Here is an 18,435-nt window from a genome sequence, read left to right as displayed (position 1 = left end):
TACAAACAGACTTTCAACCCAGTCCCCAGTCCCCAGTCCCCAGTCCCCTGCTATACTTGCAACACACGTATGACAAGTTTAACGCGGATTAGTTAAATTTTATTTGAATTTCGCACTAGCCCAAGGCAAAATATAACAATCTCACGCCCAGACACCAAAACACAACTCTGTGCCTCTGCGTGAGATTTCTTAAATTCTTACTCAATCGCCCACCTTACTTTAACCATCGCGCCGCATCTTTGGCATGGTAAGTCAAAATCAAATCTGCACCAGCGCGTTTAAACCCAGTTAAAGTTTCCATAACCACCCGCTCTTCATCAATCCAACCATTGAGAGCCGCAGCTTTCACCATCGCATACTCACCAGAAACATTGTAAGCCGCTACTGGTAAGTTACTAGCTTCCTTCACCCGCCAGATAATATCCATGTATGCCAAGGCTGGCTTAACCATGAGCATATCAGCACCTTCAGCAATATCCAATTCAATCTCTTTAAGGGCTTCGCGGGCGTTACCTGGGTCCATTTGATAAGTTCTTCTGTCCCCAAATTGCGGTGTCGAGTCTGCTGCATCCCGAAATGGCCCATAATAACCCGAAGCATACTTAGCAGCATAAGACATAATCGGCGTGTCTTGGAATCCGGCTTCATCCAAACCCACACGAATTGCCTGGACAAAGCCATCCATCATTCCCGAAGGCGCGATGATATCAGCACCAGCGTTTGCTTGAGAAACTGCTGTTTTTTTCAACAATTCTAGTGTTGGATCATTTAAAACTCGTCCTGTTAAATCACCAACTTGCAGATAACCACAATGACCATGACTGGTGTACTCACACAAACAAGTATCAGCAATTACAATCAAATCTGGCACTGCTGCTTTTACCGCAGTCGCAGCTTTTTGGACGATACCACAATCATGCCAAGCCCCAGTGGCATCTAAATCTTTATCAGCCGGAATACCAAATAGAATAATCGCAGGAATTCCTAAGTCATAAACTTCTTTTGCTTCTTCGACAATTTTATCTACCGAAAGTTGGTAGACTCCGGGCATCGATTTCACCTCATTAGCGATTCCCTCACCCGGTACGGCAAATAATGGGTAGATTAAATCGCTTGTTGTCAAAACAGTTTCACGAACCATGCGGCGCAGTTGGGGATGAGTCCGCAGACGACGGGGGCGATGTATAGGAAACATAAAATTTTATGAAGAAAAACAACGCAAATGGACACAAAACAAAGCGTCACAAAAGCAGGCTAAATTTTTCCTGCCGTCGGACAGACTACAAACAGTGCTTAACTGTCCCTTGCCCTACTCTTAATCAAGTTGTGGGGCAATTTTGTATTCTACAGCTTGGTTGCACCTATCCGACGGACTGGAAAAAAAACAACATAGTAAGCAATTCAAAATTCAAAATTCAAAATGGTAAGACCGTCTGTTGATAAAATCCTGGCGATTGGGTGTGTGCAAACTCAAGGCACAACAGCTTAATAAAAAATAACTGACAATTACCAATGCCCAATGCCCATAGTGTTAAAAAACTCGAAAAATATAGGGATAACGGAAGGGTATATCAGGATTGCTGAAAACTCCGATGAGCGCCCAAATTGTTAATCCCCAGTGCAATAGATATCCCAGACCGGCTAGTGGCCCCAACAATAATAGAGGTAACACTAACCAACCGAATAGAAAAAACAGCGCTCCGAGAATTCCTCCATAAAGCCAGACATTAAAGTGGAAATTGATAGATTCTCTAGCGTTTTCTTTAACAACAGGATCATCAGATACGAGCAGTATGGCAATAGGTATACCTACAGATATCACCGTTGTGCTGAAAAAAATCGCTCCATGCGACAGAGCAGATAAAAGCTTTCGCTTGTCTGTGTCGTACATTCCTTTCTCCTATTTAGTCAGATTCTTGGTTATATTACGACCCTATCACGAGCATCGTTGTCTTAAGATTAAAAGACTTGCCAGAGTCAAAAAAAATTAAGTTAGCTAACAAACAAATACACTTATGTCTACTGAACTTGAGTCTGAACTTATTCAAGCGGTTGAGCTTCGCCGCAACTTTGCGATTATATCTCACCCCGATGCGGGTAAAACTACACTAACAGAAAAACTACTCTTGTACGGAGGTGCAATTCACGAAGCTGGGGCGGTTAAGGCGCGACGGGCACAGCGTAAGGCTACCTCTGACTGGATGGCGATGGAACAACAACGGGGTATTTCCATTACCTCCACAGTGTTGCAATTTGAATACCGGAACTGTCAAATAAATTTATTAGACACCCCTGGACACCAAGACTTCAGTGAAGATACTTATCGCACTCTCGCCGCCGCCGATAATGCCGTGATGCTGATTGATGCGGCAAAAGGTTTGGAACCCCAAACCCGCAAATTATTTGAAGTGTGTAAGTTGCGGGGTATCCCGATTTTTACATTTATCAACAAGCTCGATCGCCCAGGTAGGGAACCTCTGGAACTGTTGGATGAAATTGAGCAAGAATTGGGATTGCAAACCTATGCGGTAAACTGGCCGATTGGTATGGGCGATCGCTTTAAAGGTGTCTTTGACCGACACAAGCAACAAATTCACCTGTTTGAACGCAGCGCCCACGGCAGCCGAGAAGCCCGTGATACGATCGTGGAATTAGGTGATCCGAGAATAGAAGAACAGCTAGAACAAAGCCTGTACTACCAACTGAAAAATGATTTAGAACTGTTAGAAGGAGTTGGGCCAGAGCTAGATTTGCAGTTGGTACACGAAGGCAAAATGACGCCAGTGTTCTTTGGTAGCGCCATGACTAACTTTGGGGTAGAGTTATTCCTGAAGTATTTCCTCGACTATGCCCTCAAACCCGGTTCTCACTACAGCAGTGTTGGCGAAGTTCCCCCTACATACCCGGAATTTTCGGGGTTTGTCTTCAAACTGCAAGCGAACATGGACCCGAAGCACCGCGATCGCGTCGCATTTATCCGGGTTTGCACTGGCAAGTTTGAAAAAGATATGATGGTGAATCACGCCCGCATCGGTAAACTCATCCGTCTGTCTCGCCCGCAAAAACTCTTTGCCCAAGAGCGGGAATCTATTGATGTGGCTTATCCCGGCGATGTGATCGGTTTGAACAATCCCGGTGTTTTTGCGATCGGGGATACAATTTACACGGGACAAAAGCTCGAATATGAGGGCATTCCGTATTTCTCGCCGGAACTGTTTGCGTCTCTGAGGAATCCCAACCCCTCGAAGTCTAAACAATTCCAAAAAGGCGTTGCGGAATTGCGAGAAGAAGGTGCTGTGCAAATTATGTATTCAACTGATGAAGCCAAGCGCGATCCAATTTTGGCGGCGGTGGGTCAGTTACAATTCGAGGTGGTGCAGTTTCGCTTACAAAACGAGTATGGCGTAGAAACCTTACTAGAGGTATTGCCCTACAGTGTCGCCCGTTGGGTTGAGGGTGGTTGGGAAGCATTAGAACAGGTGGGACGGATATTCAATACCACTACAGTTAAAGACAGTATGGGACGCCCAGTGTTACTATTCCGCAATGAATGGAATTGCCAACAGTTATTGGGCGACCATCCAGAGTTAAAATTAAGCGCGATCGCTCCAGTATTTTCTAGTCAACAACCAGTGGAGGAATAATTCACTTGACTACGAATTTTAGATTTTAAATTTGGGATTTGGGATTTTTTGGTTCATGCCGGACTAACGTCCCACTACGCTAAGGCCCCGCACTTCTCTGCGAGACGCTGCCGCGAACGGGCCGCTCTACGCGTTCGTGGGCCGAACAAATCCAAAATCCTCAATTTAAAATTCTTGAGCTAAGTAACCTTGTAGTCAGGGTCAATCCAAAATCCAAAATCCAAAATCCAAAATTGGTTGACAAGCAAAACTTGAGCGCGGTTGAGTTCCACGGCATCCGAGGTTCGCGCTTTTGCACAAACGTGGATCACTTAAAAGAGATTGGAGTGCCAGAATTTGTATGCCTTCACATGCCAAACCGTCTTTGGAGGCTGGTTTAGTTGCCCTCAAGCAGGGAAATTACCAAACAGCGATCGCTCAACTAGAACCGATTGCTAGCAGCCAAAGCAATGCGACTGCTAGCTTACAAGCCCAGGTTGGTTTAGTGATGGCTTATGCTCGCACTGGCGAAGTTCCCAAAGCGATCGCTATTTCTCAGAATCTCATTGAGAGTAACAATCCCCAAGTTCAAGAGTGGGCAACACGCGCTCTCGAACACCTGACAAAACGTAAAAAACCTGATCAAGAATCAAAAAATGTCGAAACTGGATTTGTTGCTTTTGATAATTCAACCCCAGATTCAACCCCAGATTCAATCCCAAATTCAACCCCAGATTCAATCCCAGTTACTCCCCCGGAAACTCCTACATTCGAGGAAAAGCCAAATGATCAAGTAATAGAAACCAAGAGCGACGACACCCCGACGATGGTGCCACTAGTTAGACTCAAAGCTACAGTAGCGACACCACTACCACCACCTACTGCGCCCCTAAACGGCTTCATGGGTTCCGTTACCCGCACCCAAGCCAAATTATTCGGCGTTATTTATTGGCGGCAAGCACAACGCGCCAGAGCATGGCAGCCCCTGCGTAAACCGAAATTAATTCCTTTGCGGCTACTGTCAGCAGGAACATTCATCGCCCTGTTTTGCGTGATCCGAGAAATCCTCAAGTTAGCAATGGGATTTATCAACCAGACTTTAGTAAAACTACCTTATCTGGAGCCATTGCAGGTTTTATATAACGACCCTACTCAATTTTTGCTAATAGTATTGGTGATTTTAATCGGAGTATCACCTTGGTTGCTGGATCTGCTACTGGCGAACTTGTATGGTCAGCGAGAATTTTCCAAAGATGTATTGAATACTCATAGCCGCGAAGCCGTCCGGGTGCTACAACGTTGCTGCCAACAGCGATACTGGCCATTACCCAAGCTGCGTATTTTACCAATGGCTGCACCAATTATCCTGACCTATGGTAGTTTACCACGTAATGCCAGGATTGTTGTGAGTCAAGGGCTATTAGAGCAACTAGCAGATGATGAAATCGCCACTATTTACGCCACGCAGCTAGGACATATTGCTCACTGGGATTTTGCTGTGATGTCTTTGTTGCTGCTGGTGACACTACCAACTCATAAGCTATATCAGCAAGTGTCGGAGTTGGGAGACAAAATATCAGGGAAAATTTGGCGCTGGCCGATGACAATTCTGGCGAGTCTAATTTATGGAGTTTGGTGTTTGCTGACTGGGACTGCATTGTGGTTATCGCGGTTGCGGCTTTATTATAGCGATCGCGTCGCTGCTGAAATTACTGGTAATCCCAATGCGCTGATTCGCGCTTTACTCAAAATTGCCATTGGCATTGCAGCTGATATTCAAAAACAAGAACACACCAGCTGGCAACTAGAAAGCTTAAATCTCCTGACACCAGTCAGCCACCAACAGAGTTTATCTTTAGGTACTATTGCCAGTAATCTATCTTTTGAATCCTTTTTGAAGTGGGATACTGCCAATCCCTATCGCCAATGGTTTACGATTAATAATAGCCATCCTTTAATGGGCGATCGCATCGAACGCCTCTGCCAAATAGCCCGTCACTGGCATCTAGACACCGAACTACATTTTGCTAGCGTTCCATCAAAGGTTAAGCGTCAGTCTTTCTTATTACAAATCGCTCCCTGGTTAGGAATTCCTCTAGGGGTTCTGTTTGCAGCTTTAGTCTGGCTAACCTGGCAACTAGCATTCGCACTCAAGTTTTTAAATCTAAAGTGGATATATGAAGATTGGTCTTTCATTACAGGCTGCCTTCTGATTGGCTTTAGCATCGGTACAGTGATGCGGATTAATCCTTTCTTCCCCGATATTAAACCGGCCACGGTGCAAACTGACGACAGCTTACCCAACCTGTTATCTGACCCTTCTGCTTTACCCATTGACAGCATCAGCGTGCGTATTGTGGGCAAATTATTAGGTCGTCAAGGCACTAGCAACTCCCTAGCGCAAGATTTAATCTTCCAATCGAGCGCGGGCTTGGTGAAATTACACCACATTTCTTGGCTAGGACAGTCAGTCAATCACCAGGATTTGATCGGTCGGCAAATTATCGTCACAGGTTGGTTCCGGCGAGGAGCAACACCTTGGATCGATATCCAAACCCTGGAAACTCAAAGTGGTAAAACCATTCATAGTCTTCATCCCATTTGGTCTATTTTTTTGGCAGTTGCAGCACAAGCTTGGGGCGCATACGTTTTTCTCACTGGTTAGGCATTGGACATTGGGGATTGGGCAAATTGGAATGTAAACAAAAGTTGCAGATTTTATTGACAAGTGTTACATTTATTCACACAAACAATAGCAGCCGACGTAACTCAGCACCAAAGCTTAGTTGTGAATTCGGATGCTTTTTCCCCCGCTCCATACCTTTTATCCTCCCAACACAGTAGGAAATTAACCAGCCAGTCGCTGGTTTTTGTTTCAAATATATGCCCCCTTGCATCAAAAAATGTGTTTTATGTTACGATGCGTTCATACTAAGGTCGGAAATGTATGCGCTAAACTAGCTACGTAGAAAATACCGTGGTAATGTAAGGAATGGTATTTGATTCTGCGAAAAAGGGCATGGAAGAAAGCGTGTACTTTAGCAGGCACTAGGCTATTAAATTTACAATTCTTAGAATTAAGGTGTTATTAGTTCACCATAGTGTGAGCCTTTGGATTAAACAAGCTTGATCCCGACGAAAAACTGTATTGTTGTATAAGTTGACAGTTTCGAGCAAAAAAATTGGTTAATGGCAGTCTTGGTCAATAGCATCTATTTAAAAGCCAAAGCTAAATGATTGTTTTCTTGCCTTGCCATGTTCATTCAACTCTGGAGGTATAGTTCATGTCCGTTCGCCTATATATAGGTAATTTGCCTAAAGATGAAATAGATCGTCAAGATCTACAAGCAGTTTTTGCAGCAGAAGGTGACGCTGTAACTACTAAATTAATTAAAGACCGCAAAACTGGCAAATGCCGTGGTTTCGGTTTTCTTACAGTCAACAACGACGAGCAAGCTGACGAAATCATTGAAAAGTATAATGGTCAGATGTTTAAAGACACTCCCATTAAGCTAGAGAAGGCATTACCTCGTACAAAGGGTGAGGAGGGCGAGGAGCAAGCTCCTAAACCAGTTACTCTTGCTAGTAGTACCCCCACTCCTAGCCCCAACAGAGAAGGTAGCCGTCGTGAGAAAGGCTCTAAGAAGCCTCGTCGTGGCGGCGGTGGCGGTGGTTCTCGTGAAAGCAGCACCACAACTACCGATTCAGACGCTATTCGTCCAGATCCTCGTTGGGCTTCGGAATTAGAAAAGCTGAAGCAGATGCTAGCTGCACAAACTACGAATTAATCCGTAAGGGAGAGAAATTAAAAATTAAAAATCAGAATTTTTTTTGATTTTTAATTTTTAATTGTCGATTATTATCTAGCTGCTTAGTTAAAATCTACTTGCAGCTAATTTTGTAAGTGCGTAGGCGCAGCCCAAACTAGGCATCGCATCGCCACTAGTCACTACTGAGTTGTACCTGAGAGTTGGGAGTTAGGAACGTGCAAACAGCCCAACCTTCAGAAAATCTGGATTCAAGTCAAATCAAACGACACATAAATTTTAAGCATACACCATAGTTACGTAATAGTATAAAGTATAGATAAATACAATAGTAGCATCTATGGGGTTCCAGTTAAAGCTTGCTTATAAAAAAATTAAATTTTTGTGATTACAGGCATTAAAAAACCTGACTCAGATGAATGCGATCGCAGTAATTATCTGGATTTGACAAGTTATAGTCAAGATATGCCTTGGTGAACGGTCGGCGCGTAGGCGCAGCCCGCCGTAGGCATCGCTCTAAAGATAATTTAAACTCAAAGTGATACCGATCATTTGCAGCTTCTGTTATGTCCTCAACTCTAGATTCTTTGCCACCTGCGCTCGCTAAAATTGTCCAGCGCTTTCAACGCGCTTCCGAACCGAAGCGACGCTATGAACAGCTAATCTGGTATGCTCAGAAGCTCAATGAGTTCCCAGAAGCTGATAAATTACCCGAAAATAAAGTTCCTGGTTGCGTGTCTCAAGTTTATATCACCGCAGCCTTGGATGACGGTAAGGTTGTATATCAGGGCGATTCCGATTCCCAGTTAACCAAAGGATTAGTCGGGCTTCTGGTTGAAGGATTGGATGGACTAACGCCAACTGAGATTGTCCAACTTACTCCAGATTTTATTCAAGCTACAGGTTTAAACGTTAGTCTCACACCTTCCCGCGCTAATGGGTTTTACAATATTTTTAAAACCATGCAAAAAAAAGCATTGGAATGTAAGTTAGATTTGCCTAATTAAGCAAATGACAGACGCAATGAATCGTGTCTTCAGTGCTATTTCGTTCTAGACAGAAACCGCCCAGAACTGAAGTTCCTTTTCTTATAGCTAAAGTCAGTTTTAACGGACTATAACCTTTTTTCAGTCGTCTAAAGACGACTTTCGCTATTAGACTCAGAATTCATTCTGAGGCGGACTAGATGAAAATGAAATAGCTCTGCTTTACTCTTAATTCTCACTCTTAATAATAAATTTAGTCTCATGTCAACAAATTTATTATCTACCTCTGCTGGTATTGGCTTTGGTGGAGTAGTTCAAGAATATCTCTGGAATTGGGAAAATAAGCAATTGCGCGTTGTTTATGAAACCCTCGGTAAAGGTTCACCGCTTTTGCTTCTACCAGCTTTCAGCACTGTTTCGACACGTTTGGAAATGGGCGAACTTGCCAGGTTACTAGCTCCCAATTTTCAAGTTGTAGCCATAGACTGGCCTGGATTTGGAGAATCTTCTCGCCCTAGTTTGAATTATCGTCCAGAAATATATCAGCAATTTCTGGAAGATTTTGTCAAAGCTATTTTTAATACTCCTATTACTGCGATCGCGGCTGGTCATGCTGCTAGTTACGTTTTACAATTAGCTGTGAAACAGGCTGCTTTCTCACGAATTGTGTTGTTAGCTCCTACTTGGCGTGGGCCTTTGCCGACAATGGGGGCAAGTCAGCAAATAGCTGGCATTGTGAGAGAATTGGTGCGATCGCCTATACTTGGTCAAGCTCTCTACAAACTCAACACTACCCAATCTTTCTTAAGTTTTATGTACCGTCGTCATGTCTTTACTGACGCGGCTAAAATTACACCCAGTTTCATTGAGAATAAGTGGTACATAACTCAACAACCAGGAGCGCGATTTGCATCTGCGGCCTTTGTAACTGGTAATCTCGATGCTGTACACAAACAATCTGATTTTCTGCAACTTGTGCAGTCTTTAACCGTACCGCTCATGGTAGTAATTGGGGAATCTAGCCCACCCAAATCACGAGAAGAAATGAACGCTTTGGTAGCCTTACCAGGAGTGAGAAGCGTTGTCATTCCTGGTTCTCTGGGACTGCATGAAGAATATCCAGCAGTTGTTTTAGAAGCAGTTCAAGATTTTCTGTTCTCTTCAGAAAATTAAATCCTCACTTTTCCATCAAAGTATAATTTTCTTGTTTGCGATCATTATTATCAGATAGCACTTCTCGTTTGTATGCAATATACTCTGACCTCTCTCCAAACCTCTCTCCTAAAAGGAGAGAGGCTTTGAATCTTACCCGGTATGAGTCATATTTAATTCTTCTCCATATCCTTAAGATTGTGGTCAGGCCGCTACTAAAGCTAAGGGTGATGTAATCTCTGAAGGTAAATGGTGTGAAATTAGCGATCGCTAAATTGCAGTAATTATTCACTCCCCCCCTGCAAAATGGTCGAAACCCTTGATTTCTCGTTGAGAGGTAAGAGGGAGTATGAAAAGTTACAAATTGCATTGCTATATCTGCCCCTATTTCCGTTTGAGTACGGATCTCGGTTTAATCTCTATTAGGTTAAAAAGTGAGGGGCAATCAAAATTTAAAAAATGAGTAACAATCAGAAATTCAAATATTTATCTCTAGCGTATTGTGCGTATCTTGCACTGACAATATATTGGGACTTTCACTATACTGGCCCAGTGAAATTTTTGGGAGAAATGCAGATGAGTATGTTTGGTAAGCAGTGGCAACCTGTAAGTTTAATGATCCTTAATCTTCCAGTTATATTGTTAGGGACTTATTTACGCAATCGAGTTCAAAGTCAAAATCCAGATAAAGAATTTTCTGCTAAGTGGAATGTAATTGATGATTTGACAAATAACCAACTTATAAAAAATGCGATCATGCCGATAATTATTTTAATTATTGGGCTTATTATGCTAAATATTACATTAGCGCAATCATTCGGCAAAGATATCGGTACAATTAGCATCGCTCAACTAAGTTCCGGCAAAATTGCTGAACACAGTTTTTATGCCAATATTTCAGGCTATCCAGATCCCAATGCATTAGTAACACAAAAGGGAACTAGTATACCTAGAATCTATATTGCATTGAGAGAGAATTCTCAGTCTAACACCCCGGTTCATTTGATTATTTCATTGGACAAGGGTGATATTGAAGAGTATGTTCACAAAGCTCCAAAAAGTGAAACAGTAACGGTGAGTGGATTTATGACTGAGGGTGGAGAAGGAGAAGTGAGAACGTGGTTAGAGAAGCAAGGAGTTGCCATTGACGATAGTTACTGGACTATCGTCCCTGGAGTTAATTTGAGTAACCGCAGTAATGGGACATATTCTCAGATATTTATAGCTATTGCCTTTATCAGTTTTGCCGCTTTTATCTTTTATAGAAATTGCAAAGAACAAACAGCATAGCTGAATGTGGCATTGTCAAGCCACTACCTGCGACTTTCGATAAGTCTGTAGAAGTTTCTGTTGTTACTCTAAGAGTTCTCCAAAGGAGTAGTTTTGCTTGTATGCAATATTCCTATCAGGCTACTCCAATTTGTGAATATTTATGACTTATTACAGATGCACAAAAATAAAATGTTTATTGATTAAATTATGTAATTATTTTACTGAAACTCAAAATAACAGCAAGTTAGCAAAAAAATATAAAAAGATTTATGATATGCGATAATGATTATCCACAAGGTGAGACAAGGGGAATTTAGAGTATGGTGGCTGACGTAATCAACAATTCAGTTCCCGTTACTGTTCTTACAGGCTATTTGGGAGCAGGTAAAACGACTCTACTCAATCACATCCTCACCTACGAACACGGCAAAAAAGTTGCTGTGATTGTCAATGAATTTGGGGAGGTGGGTATTGATAATCAATTGATTATCGATGCAGATGAAGAAATATTTGAAATGAACAATGGCTGTATCTGTTGTACAGTGCGCGGCGATTTAATTCGGATCATTGGCAATTTGATGAAGCGGCGCGATAAATTTGACCATTTAGTAATCGAAACGACTGGATTAGCCGATCCTGCACCAGTAATTCAGACATTTTTTGTTGATGAAGATTTGCAAAACCAACTGTCTTTAGATGCGGTGGTGACAGTTGTAGATGCCAAGCATATTTGGCAGCACTGGGATGCCGACGAAGCCCAAGAACAGATTGCCTTTGCCGATGTGATTTTACTTAATAAAACAGATTTGGTAGCGCCAGAAGAGTTGGATGAATTAGAAAAACGGATTCGGGCGATGAATGCGATCGCAAAAATCTACCGTACCCAAAATTCTGAACTAGGAATGGATGCTTTATTAGGTGTAAAAGCCTTTGATTTAAACCGCGCATTAGAAATTGATCCAAATTTCTTAGGCGAAGATGCCCACGTACACGATGAAACTGTCTTTTCTGTGGCTTTAGTAGAAGCGGGTGCAGTCGATGGAGAAAAATTAAACGCTTGGATTTCCGAGTTACTGCGTACTCAAGGCCCAGATATCTTTCGGATGAAAGGCATTTTAAATATTGCTGGAGAAGATAATCGATTTGTATTCCAAGGAGTACACATGATATTTGATGGCAAACCCGATCGCCCCTGGAAACCAAGCGAAACTCCCAAAAACGAACTAGTCTTCATCGGTCGCAATCTTGATGCAGCCCAACTCAAACAAGATTTTCTCGCTTGTTTAGCTTAAAAGGGAATTGGGGACTGGGTATTGGGTATTGGGGATTGGGAAGAATTCAGTCTCTAGTTCCCAGTCCCCAGTCCCCAGTCCCCAGTCTTTAGTTCCCAGTACCCAGTACCCAATAACTATGAACTCCACAACCAGCAAATCTAAGGAATTTGAACAACACTATTCGGGGACACTTTCAGATTATGTAACTGCGATCGCTTGGTCGCCACAAGGTAAAACTTTAGCAGCAACTTCCGCCGCCGGGGAAGTAGTTTTGTGGAATGATGGCGAACTCACAACCTTACAAACTGGTAACGGTAAATCAGTAGACTGTCTGGCCTTTTCCCCAGATAGAAAATTTTTAGCCGTTGGTGGACAAGATGGACAGGTGAAAATTTGGCGCGATACTGAATTAATCGCCACGTTGTCAAATGCCCCCGCATGGGTTGACAAGCTGGCTTGGAATTATACTAGTAACCAACTGGCTTTTAGTTTGGGGCGTTATGTCCAAGTCTGGGATGCAGATACTCATGAAATTGTCGTGACGCTGAATTTCGACAACTCTTCAGTATTGGGTATAGATTGGCGCATTGACGGACAATACTTAGCCATTAGTGGTTATAAAGGAGTCAAGATTTGGCATAGTCAAAACTGGGATGAAGACCCATATATCTTAGATATGACTACTGTCAGTTTAGCTATGGCTTGGTCGCCCGATGGCAAATTCCTGGCTTCTGGCAACATGGATCGGAGTGTCACCGTTTTAGAATGGAACAACCCTGACCCTTGGGTGATGCGTGGCTTTCCTGGTAAAATTCGCCAATTGGCATGGTCAGAAGCTACCACGAAAGTTGGTGCGCCAATACTGGCATCTTCTAGCGTTGAAGGTATTGTGGTGTGGGAAAAGCTAGAGGATGATTCTTTAGGTTGGGAGGCGCGAGTATTAACTAATCATGTGGGTGTGATCAATGCGATCGCCTTTGCACCCAAAACCTTCCTTCTCGCCTCTGCTGCTGCTGACGGCTGGTTATGTTTGTGGAACCAAGCCAAGGAAGTATCCCAAATTATCACAGGTGTCTCAGGAGGCTTTTCCACCCTAGCTTGGCATCCCCAAGGCAAGTTACTGGCCGCTGGCGGTGATCAGGGCGAATTACTTGTATGGTCAAAGGTTTTGCGGGGTCAAGGATTCGGGCGTAGTTAAGCAATACTCACTAATTAAAGTTGAACCTCGGCAATTTGTTGGGTATGCTGTATCAGCAAAGGTATATTTGTGTGAATTATGAACATAGTGAAACTAATTTTACTTGCCTGTCCCGCACTTCTAGCATTCATGTTGCTGGTAGTCAATCCAGCACAAGCATCCAGCTTGAAATCTGTATATGCTACACAAATTATGACGGTAGCATCTATACAACAAATTCCTGATCTGGCAACACCAAAGTTGATTCAAATATCTAATCCGATTATTGATCAACTTGGTTGCAATTGTGCCAACTGTGTTCAGTCTAAATTTCAGTCGCTACAAGGCAAGCTGCCATCAGTCGGTTTTTAATAAACTTAGGAATTATGAATTAGGATGGCTTGGGCGAGCTTAACCGGGTCTCCCTGTTGCTGATGATTACGTCCTGCGGCAACATCGCGTGTTTTGCCGAGGGTCTGGATATAATCAGAGATTTGCACTACGGTCTGGCGAAGCGAACTGCTATCTAAAAAGTCGGTGCGGAAGTATCCTGGCTCAACGAGCGTTGCGTGAATCCCCAAGGGTGCCAACTTGCCATGAAGAGCTTCAGTAATGCCTTCGACTGCAAATTTGGTCGAGCAGTAAATTCCCCAGGCAGGAGAGGATCGATAGCCGCCGATCGAAGAGAGATTAATGATAGGGCCAGAGCGGTGCTGACGCATGTTGGGTAACACAGATCGCGTGACATTCAGCAGCCCGAAGACGTTGGTTCGATAAACGCTCTCAACCTCTTCGGCACTGCATTCTTCCATCGCTCCCAGCAGACCGAATCCGGCATTGTTGACGAGCACATCGATCCGTCCAAATCTCTCTAGCCCTGCTGCAACCCCTGCCTTCACCTGAGCCTCGTCCGTCACATCCATGCTCAGGGCCAGTACATCCTTGCCTGACCCGAAGTGTTGCAGAGCGGCTTGATTGCCTGCAGTCGCAATCAGGGTGTCACCCGCCGCCAGAACTGCCTTTGCGATCTCCGCTCCAAAACCGTGCGAGGCACCTGTAATTAGCCACGTTTTCTGAGTCATCGCAATCTCCTTATGCTTAGTACAGGTTTGCACAAGTTTGTAGCGAATGACAGCTTTCTTCATTGAGTTTCACATAGCGCTTGTATCGCTCTCTTGGTGCAACTTTTCCTCTTTGAATTTTCAGATGCTAAATGCTATCAGATTTTGAATTTAGAATTGCTGACTTGATTGGCTCTTTAGAGGTTGGATGGATGCAGACAACCAAATGTCAGTTAGGAATATTTTGGGACATAAATAATTTAGTTAATAGTTAAAATTCAGTAGATCACAAAGTTTTTTATAAGTCTTGCTATATCGGCATTTAAGTAAAACACCTTGAGCTGGCAAAGGTACGTTTTAATCAGTGTTTCGGTTGGTAGCGCTAGCTGCGCTTGGGGCGATCGCTCTTAACAAACTCTGTTAGGCTCCTGATTGACGTGGGCTGAAACTATGATTTTTCCGGAGGTATGAGAAAGTTTGCGATTTATTGAAATTGCCTGAAATATTCTATTTGAATTAGTGCGAGAGCTTGCAGCTTGATTAAGTAATAGATGCGTCCTAATAAAATTTTGTATTTTTTAGGGACATAAAAGTTTTATTTAGAGACTTAACAAGAAAAGTCAACTTCAGTAATGGTACTATCTGAAATCAATTAACCCTGCTAATATCAAGGTGAAATGATGCATCTGCACTTTGCAATACAACCCATTAATTTAAATAGTCAGTGGTATAAACTATAGCTCCAGTATCTGATATTGTTCTGCTACAAGACTTAACAGGGTCATATGATGACGACTTGCCCCTGCTAAAAGCCGTACTTCTTGCGACGGTAAATCGGTTAACCAACCCGATTTTAGCACCTGTATTTGGTACTGAAATGTAAACCTTGAGGAAAAACCCCAAATGAGTACAATCACAATTTCCGATCTGAATGCTGATAACTTTCTCTCTGATCTGACCGCTAATGAACTCGAACTCATCCAAGGCGGCGACCTGGGCTGGGTAAAAGAGGCATGGGAAATACTTAATGAAAGTTGGACCGACATCAAAACAGGCATTGTAGATGGCTGGAATGGCAACTAAGTATAAGTTTCTTATTTAATTCAAATTCAACTGTTACTGTGGAGTTAACTGGTATCATGGAAGCAAGAATCAAAATTCAGGACATTAACTCAAGCTACCTGGAAGAGTTAAGTGATGACAGCCTACTACAGGTAATTATTGGTGGTGAGCCCAGTACAGAAACTTCTTTAGCATATGATATTGGCTATGCCATTGGTTGGGCTGCTGATAAAGTGAGAGATGGTTGGAATTGGCTCACTGAATAGCAAGGTTTTATTTCAACATAAAAGGTTAAGCCAACTAAATTCAACAGTTGCGCCTCTAAGGCGCAGCTATTTTTCTAATTAGCCGTTAGATTCTAAATTGGCAGCAACTTCCAGTCTGTTCAACTTGCTGTTTTATCTATGAACGAAACAAATCTAAGGAAATTTGAAAACGTGTCTGTTCACTGAGGGAGGCGACGATATAGCTTGAAATACTTGATTGGCAAAGACTGTAGCAATCTGTGGTAGAAAAAGATAGACCTCGAATTGTCAATAAGACCTATCTTTTGAAACTGTTACCAGGATTTTACCAAAAGCATTTGAAAAGTCAACTCAACATAGCTGAATTTATATTCTTAAAAATTTTGTTGATTCTTCTACAGTCAATCAAGAAAGTAAGTTTAGAAAAGTTAGCTAATGCTTTACCGATTGGGATTATATTTGAAAGTCGAAGAAAAAGAATACATCGATTTTTATCATTATCAAATTTAAAAATTGAAAAAGTTTGGTTTCCAACTGTTAAGGAATGGTTAGGAACATACTTTAACGAGTAAAAAATAATTTACGTAGCAATTGATAGAACGAATTGGAGTCGCATAAATTTATTCATGGTTAGCGTCATTTGGAATAAAAGAAAGAAAATTTACGCGGCTTTTTGTTTATCAGGTGTTGATTTTGACTGTTTATTGACAAGAGGATGCTTAGTTCGTTGCGTTTGAGCCTGACCTGGAACTCGACCGATGGAATTTCCTCGGTCCAAAGTCCAATAATTTTAATGAGCTTTTTGTACTTGGCGATCGCACTGGCTGCGGCATAATTATGATATTCGCTAAAGGTCGCGCCGGAAAAACGAGGTAGGAAAGCTGTTAGGTGAATTCCTAGATACTGAGAAAGCGTGCAATCGCAATCTGCATCCAAGCTGTTAAGCTCTTGTTAAAAGAGCTAGTCTCTTAATTAGAAAACTTGCTAGAGTGAACAGAGTTAGCCTTAATGTCTAATCGCCAAAACCTATACATCTCATGGATTTCGCTAATATTGCATCCCAGTTGAACGCTGGAACGATTTTGCCAGAGGGGATTGTTATTCTCACCCTCTTGGGGGTTTTGATTGTTGATTTGATTTTGGGGCGTACATCCGCACGCTGGATTGGATATCTAGCGATCGCAGGTTTATTTGCTTCGATTGTCGCCCTATATTTTCAATGGGACTCTCCTAATCCCATCTCTTTTACCGGTAGTTTTAACGGTGATGACCTGAGTATCGTCTTTCGCGGGATTATTGCCTTGTCTGCGATCGCGACTATACTGATGTCAATTCGCTACGTTGAGCAGAGCGGCACCCCTTTAGCCGAATTCATCGCTATTTTGCTGAGTGCTACTTTAGGAGGGATGTTTTTATCCGGGGCTAGTGAGTTGGTGATGATTTTCATCTCCCTAGAAACCCTGAGTATCTCCTCTTACTTGTTGACAGGTTATACCAAGCGTGACCCACGCTCCAATGAAGCGGCGCTGAAATACTTGTTAATTGGAGCTTCCAGCACGGCAATATTTTTGTACGGTGTATCACTGCTGTATGGACTATCTGGAGGACAAACTGAACTAAGTGCGATCGCTAATGGCATTGCCACAGCTAAAGTTGGTCAATCTTTAGGTTTAGTAATTGCCCTGGTTTTTGCGATCGCCGGGATTGGCTTCAAAATCTCCGCTGCACCCTTCCACCAGTGGACACCAGACGTTTACGAAGGCGCTCCCACCCCAGTAATCGCCTTTTTATCTGTCGGTTCCAAAGCAGCTGGGTTTGCCCTAGCCATCCGCTTGCTGACAACAGCCTTCCCCCTTGTTGCTGACGAGTGGAGATTTGTCTTCACTGCTCTGGCCGTTCTCAGCATGATCTTGGGTAACGTAGTCGCCCTAGCCCAAACCAGCATGAAACGGATGCTAGCTTATTCATCCATTGCCCAAGCTGGGTTTGTGATGATTGGCTTGATTGCTAGTACACAGGCAGGGTATGCCAGTATGATATTTTACCTACTGGTTTACCTGTTCATGAATCTGTGCGGTTTTACCTGCATCATCCTGTTCTCACTGCGGACGGGAACCGACCAGATTGCCGAATACTCTGGCTTATATCAAAAAGACCCACTCCTAACACTAGGATTGAGTATCTCCCTGCTTTCCTTGGGTGGTATTCCACCATTCGCGGGGTTTTTCGGCAAGATTTACTTATTCTGGGCTGGTTGGCAAGCAGGTCTTTATTGGTTAGTCTTACTAGGCTTAGTTACCAGTGTCGTCTCCATCTACTACTACATTCGCGTAGTTAAGATGATGGTAGTCAAAGAACCCCATGAAATGTCCGACGCAGTGAAGAATTATCCCCAAGTGCGTTGGGATTTGCCTGGGCTGAGACCTTTGCAGGTCGGGTTGGTGGTAACATTAATTGCCACTTCCATAGCAGGGATTTTGTCAAATCCACTGTTTACATTGGCTAACAATTCCATTTCCCATACCCCAATTTTGCAAGCAACAATCAACAGTAGTGTAAAAGCACAAAATCTACTGCTTTTACCAAAGTTAGATTCGGTTAGTCAGTCTCAACCCTCAGTAGATTCTACTGCTGAGATTTAATAATCCGAGTCTCAACCAAACTTTGTACTCAAAGAAACGCCTGTCTGCTAATGAGCAGACAGGCGTTTGTCATATCTTTTAACTTAAAATCAAATTATCGGTGTCCAGATCCCCGACTTCTTTGATAAGTAGGGGATCTAACTTTTCACGAATGATTTAGGATTGCTATATATA

General features: G+C 42.9%; 15 protein-coding genes and 1 pseudogene. 13 read left to right on the top strand and 3 right to left on the bottom strand.

Annotated features, from left to right (window positions below; genetic code table 11):
• Positions 1-214 precede the first annotated feature (214 nt).
• Together hemB and HWQ41_RS16580 are read right to left on the bottom strand one after the other, a co-directional pair.
• Positions 215-1,195 (bottom strand): porphobilinogen synthase, encoded by a 981-nt coding sequence (hemB, locus tag HWQ41_RS16585; RefSeq protein WP_292764824.1) that lies wholly within the window; start codon positions 1,193-1,195, stop codon positions 215-217.
• A gap of 336 nt (positions 1,196-1,531) precedes the next feature.
• A complete protein-coding gene (locus tag HWQ41_RS16580; RefSeq protein ID WP_292745464.1) occupies positions 1,532-1,891 on the bottom strand; it encodes a DUF4870 domain-containing protein in 360 nt (119 codons plus the stop codon).
• Positions 1,892-2,015: 124 nt separating this feature from the next.
• On the opposite strand from HWQ41_RS16580, the gene prfC reads away from it, so the two are divergent.
• The 9 genes from prfC (at position 2,016) to HWQ41_RS16535 (ending at position 13,623) form a co-directional block, all read left to right on the top strand.
• Positions 2,016-3,644 carry a peptide chain release factor 3 gene (gene prfC, locus HWQ41_RS16575; RefSeq protein WP_292764821.1) on the top strand — a complete coding sequence of 543 codons (1,629 nt, stop codon included), beginning with the start codon at positions 2,016-2,018 and terminating at the stop codon, positions 3,642-3,644.
• Between the two features lie 340 nt (positions 3,645-3,984).
• A complete protein-coding gene (locus HWQ41_RS16570; RefSeq protein ID WP_292764818.1) occupies positions 3,985-6,288 on the top strand; it encodes a M48 family metalloprotease in 2,304 nt (767 codons plus the stop codon).
• Positions 6,289-6,907: 619 nt separating this feature from the next.
• Complete coding sequence (locus HWQ41_RS16565; RefSeq protein ID WP_292764815.1) at positions 6,908-7,411, top strand: RNA-binding protein; 504 nt, start codon at positions 6,908-6,910, stop codon at positions 7,409-7,411.
• Between the two features lie 545 nt (positions 7,412-7,956).
• Positions 7,957-8,397, top strand: a complete 441-nt coding sequence (locus tag HWQ41_RS16560) for a SufE family protein (RefSeq protein WP_292764813.1) — start codon at positions 7,957-7,959, stop codon at positions 8,395-8,397.
• Positions 8,398-8,637: 240 nt separating this feature from the next.
• Entirely contained in the window at positions 8,638-9,549 is a 912-nt protein-coding gene (locus HWQ41_RS16555; protein WP_292764811.1) for an alpha/beta hydrolase, read from the top strand.
• A 438-nt stretch (positions 9,550-9,987) separates the two neighbouring features.
• Positions 9,988-10,818 (top strand): hypothetical protein, encoded by an 831-nt coding sequence (locus HWQ41_RS16550; RefSeq protein WP_292764809.1) that lies wholly within the window; start codon positions 9,988-9,990, stop codon positions 10,816-10,818.
• Positions 10,819-11,120: 302 nt separating this feature from the next.
• Complete coding sequence (locus HWQ41_RS16545) at positions 11,121-12,092, top strand: GTP-binding protein (RefSeq protein ID WP_292764806.1); 972 nt, start codon at positions 11,121-11,123, stop codon at positions 12,090-12,092.
• Positions 12,093-12,210: 118 nt separating this feature from the next.
• Complete coding sequence (locus HWQ41_RS16540; protein ID WP_292764803.1) at positions 12,211-13,272, top strand: hypothetical protein; 1,062 nt, start codon at positions 12,211-12,213, stop codon at positions 13,270-13,272.
• A gap of 78 nt (positions 13,273-13,350) precedes the next feature.
• Complete coding sequence (locus tag HWQ41_RS16535) at positions 13,351-13,623, top strand: hypothetical protein (RefSeq protein WP_292764800.1); 273 nt, start codon at positions 13,351-13,353, stop codon at positions 13,621-13,623.
• Positions 13,624-13,628: 5 nt separating this feature from the next.
• Here the strand turns inward: HWQ41_RS16535 and HWQ41_RS16530 are convergent, their stop codons facing one another.
• Positions 13,629-14,333 (bottom strand): SDR family NAD(P)-dependent oxidoreductase, encoded by a 705-nt coding sequence (locus HWQ41_RS16530; protein WP_292764798.1) that lies wholly within the window; start codon positions 14,331-14,333, stop codon positions 13,629-13,631.
• Positions 14,334-15,215: 882 nt separating this feature from the next.
• On the opposite strand from HWQ41_RS16530, the gene HWQ41_RS16525 reads away from it, so the two are divergent.
• From HWQ41_RS16525 to HWQ41_RS16510, 4 genes and pseudogenes are all read left to right on the top strand, one after another.
• Positions 15,216-15,395 carry a hypothetical protein gene (locus tag HWQ41_RS16525; RefSeq protein WP_292764796.1) on the top strand — a complete coding sequence of 60 codons (180 nt, stop codon included), beginning with the start codon at positions 15,216-15,218 and terminating at the stop codon, positions 15,393-15,395.
• A gap of 56 nt (positions 15,396-15,451) precedes the next feature.
• The gene (locus HWQ41_RS16520) at positions 15,452-15,640 is read left to right on the top strand and encodes a hypothetical protein (protein ID WP_292764793.1); all 189 of its coding nucleotides are present in this window, start codon (positions 15,452-15,454) and stop codon (positions 15,638-15,640) included.
• A 290-nt stretch (positions 15,641-15,930) separates the two neighbouring features.
• Positions 15,931-16,272, top strand: a pseudogene (locus HWQ41_RS16515) (IS4 family transposase); the annotation flags it as partial.
• A gap of 384 nt (positions 16,273-16,656) precedes the next feature.
• Positions 16,657-18,261, top strand: coding sequence for an NAD(P)H-quinone oxidoreductase subunit N (locus HWQ41_RS16510; protein ID WP_292764792.1), 1,605 nt, complete (start codon positions 16,657-16,659; stop codon positions 18,259-18,261).
• The last annotated feature ends 174 nt before the right edge of the window (positions 18,262-18,435 follow it).

The organism is Nostoc sp. NOS(2021), from assembly GCF_017115025.1.
GTDB lineage: Bacteria > Cyanobacteriota > Cyanobacteriia > Cyanobacteriales > Nostocaceae > Nostoc.
The sequence above is the reverse complement of the archived record's forward strand: the minus strand, read 5'-3'. Positions and strand labels throughout refer to the sequence as shown.